The 2944-nt window shown below is 72.1% G+C and carries 3 protein-coding genes and 1 pseudogene; all 4 read right to left on the bottom strand.

What is annotated here, in order from left to right; genetic code table 11:
* Window positions 1-613 (bottom strand): annotated as a pseudogene (locus tag AC1DY5_RS49645) (hypothetical protein); the annotation flags it as partial.
* 21 nt (window positions 614-634) lie between these two features.
* Window positions 635-1090 (bottom strand): flagellar export protein FliJ, encoded by a 456-nt coding sequence (gene fliJ, locus AC1DY5_RS49640; protein WP_478121673.1) that lies wholly within the window; start codon window positions 1088-1090, stop codon window positions 635-637.
* A 17-nt stretch (window positions 1091-1107) separates the two neighbouring features.
* Window positions 1108-2517: a flagellar protein export ATPase FliI gene (fliI, locus tag AC1DY5_RS49635; RefSeq protein ID WP_478121672.1), complete on the bottom strand. Its 1410-nt coding sequence runs from the start codon at window positions 2515-2517 to the stop codon at window positions 1108-1110.
* A gap of 3 nt (window positions 2518-2520) precedes the next feature.
* The coding region (locus tag AC1DY5_RS49630; protein ID WP_478121671.1) for a FliH/SctL family protein at window positions 2521-2944 on the bottom strand (424 nt) is incomplete at its 5' end.

The following is a 2944-nucleotide window of genomic DNA, read 5'->3' as shown; positions in this document are numbered from 1 at the left end:
CTGCGAGAGAACGCGCCGTCTGCGCCAGGGCGTCCGCCGGCGCGGCACCGGCCTCGGCCGCCAGGGCCGTCTTGAGCGTCGGGTCGAGCGCGCCGGCCGGCTTGGCCGTATGCGATGCGTCGGGGGCGTCGTCCTTCGCGGCTGCATCCCGTTCCGCCCCGGAAGCCTGCTCGGCCGCGGCCGTCTGCGAGGCCCCGGCGTCGGCCGACGCCAGCGCATGGGCGGACCCGTCCGCTGCGACGCCGTCCGGCAGGACGCCGGCGATGGCCGCGCCCTTGCCGGCGGACGCCGCGGCCTCCGAGCCTTGGCGTGCATCGGCCGAGGTGGCGACCACAGCGCCTGCGAGCGGTGCCGCGAGCGGTGCCAGCAAGGCCAGCACGTCGGCCGCGCTGAGTTCGCTCTTGCGCTCGCTGAGGAGGCCCGGCCGACGCGCTGTCGCGCTGTCCGGTGCCGCCTCCGCGGACGCCGATGCCTTGGTCCCGCCGGCGCGCGAGCGATCGAGTGCGGCGCCGAAGCTGCGCCTTTCAGGCTGCTCGGCGCCGCGGCCGCGCGGGCCGGCCTGCGTGGCCTGCTGGCCGGATGGATTGATGGAAGGCGAAATCAGAAGGGACATGAGGCAATCCTGGGGAGGGCGTCAAAGAGTCGGGTGGGCGGCGCGGTCGAAGAACTTCCGGGCCGAGCGTTCGTCACTGTCGCGCTGCTCGCGCTTGGCCTGCGCCAGCATTTCCTGCCGGCGCACGCGCTCGGCCAGGGTGTCGAAGGAGTTGAGCCGGCGCTTGTGCTGCTGCCAGTCGGTGCGGCCATGGTCCAGCCGGCTGGCGGCCTGGGCCACGATCGCGCGCTGCTGTTCGATGGCGCCGTCGAGCGTGCCCAGGAAGGCCTGGAAGTTGCGCCACTGCGCKGTCGGCAGGCCCTTGTTCATCAGCAGGTGCAACTGGTCGTAGTAGTCCTGGCGGTACTGCAGCAGCAGGTCGAGCTTCTGGTTGGCGCCCAGCTGCGCGTTTTGCAGGGCGCCGAGGCGCCGGGCGGCATCGTCGGTCCGGGCGCGCGCCAGGTCCGACAGGGTGTCGAGCGGGAGTTTGCTGGCCATCGGTCTTGCTTTCATCTTCAGGCGGGTTCGAACAGCTTGCCCATGCGGGCGATCGACGCCGTATAGTCGGTGCGCTCGTCCATCGACTGCTGCAGGAAGGCCTCGATGCGCGGGTACATCGCGATCGCCTGGTCGAGCTGCAGGTCGTGGCCGGGCGCGTAGGCGCCGACGCTGATCAGGTCGCGGTTGCGCTGGTAGCGCGACAGCATCTGCTTGAAGCGGCGCACCGTGTCGAACTGCGACGACGGGATCAGGGCGGTCATCGCGCGGCTGATCGAGGCCTCGATGTCGATCGCCGGGTAATGCCCGGCCTCGGCCAGTGTGCGCGACAGCACCACGTGGCCGTCGAGGATGGCGCGGGCCGAGTCGGCGATCGGGTCCTGCTGGTCGTCGCCTTCCGACAGTACCGTGTAGAAAGCCGTGATCGAGCCGCCGCGGCCCTCGGCATCGCGGGCGCCGTTGCCGGCCCGTTCCACCAGCGCCGGCAGCTTCGCGAACACCGACGGCGGGTAGCCCTTGGTGGCCGGCGGCTCGCCGACCGCGAGCGCGATCTCGCGCTGGGCCATCGCGTAGCGCGTGAGCGAGTCCATGATCAGCAGCACGTCCTTGCCGAGGTCGCGGAAGTGTTCGGCCAGGCAGGTGGCATAGGCGGCGCCCTGCAGCCGCAAGAGCGGCGAGTTGTCGGCCGGCGCGGCCACCACAACGGCGCGCGCCAGGCCTTCCTTGCCGAGCGTGTTCTCGATGAAGTCCTTGACCTCGCGGCCGCGCTCGCCGATCAGGCCGACCACGATCACCTCGGCGCTGGTGTAGCGCGCCATCATCCCGAGCAGCACGCTCTTGCCGACGCCGGAGCCGGCGAACAGGCCCATGCGCTGGCCGCGGCCCACCGTCAGCATGGCGTTGATGGCGCGCACGCCGACGTCCAGCACGGCGTCGATCGGCGCCCGCGTGAGCGGATTGATCGGCGGCGACGACAGCGGCACCTTGCTGCTGGCGTCGAGCGGGCCGAGGCCGTCGAGCGGCCGGCCCACGGCATCGACCACCCGGCCGAGCATGCCGATGCCCACCGGCAGCCGCTTGGTGTGGGCGTCGCCGACCAGGCCCGAGCCGGGTGCGCCGGTGCGCGGAAAGACCCGCGCGCCCGGCACCAGCCCGACCACTTCGGTCTGCGGCATCAGGAACAGCTTGTCGCCGGCGAAGCCGACCACCTCGGCCTCGGCGTGGCGCTGCGGGTGGCCGGGCGGCAGCTCGATCAGGCAGTCGCTGCCGACCGGCAGCTGCAGGCCGACGGCCTCCAGCACCAGGCCGACGGCGCGGGTCAGGCGGCCCGAATGGGCCGTCATCGCGCAGTGCTTGACGTCGTTCCGGGCCTGGGCGAGGGTGCTCAGCAGGGATTGCAGATGGGGGTTGGGTGCGAGGGTCGACATGGCTCAGGCCTCTTGCGCGTCGATGTCGCGGCGCAAGGCCGCGGTGACGCTTTTCCAGCGGGTCTCGAGGCTGGCGTCCATCTCTCCGGTGGCCGACTGGACGCGGCAGCTGCCGCGGCTCAGGGATTCGTCGGCGCGCACCTGCCAGCCGGCGGCCTGCAATTCATTGCCGAGGCTGTTCTTCACCAGCGCGACGTCGTCCGGATGCAGCAGCAGGCGCGGCTCGCCCTGCAGCGCAGGCTCGGCCTGCAGCAGATCCTGCACCAGCGGAAGCACCCATTTGGGCTCGGCACGCAGGGTCCGATGGACCACCTGGCGCGCGACGTCGAGTGCCAGTGTCAACACGGCGTCGGCCAGTTCGCTGTCGGCGCGGCGCAGCGCCGCGGGCAGGCTGGCGGCCAGCGCGCACAGTTGCTCGGCCTGTGCG

The sequence above is a fragment of the Variovorax sp. P4_D9 genome, assembly GCF_056401695.1.
The sequence above is the reverse complement of the archived record's forward strand: the minus strand, read 5'-3'. Positions and strand labels throughout refer to the sequence as shown.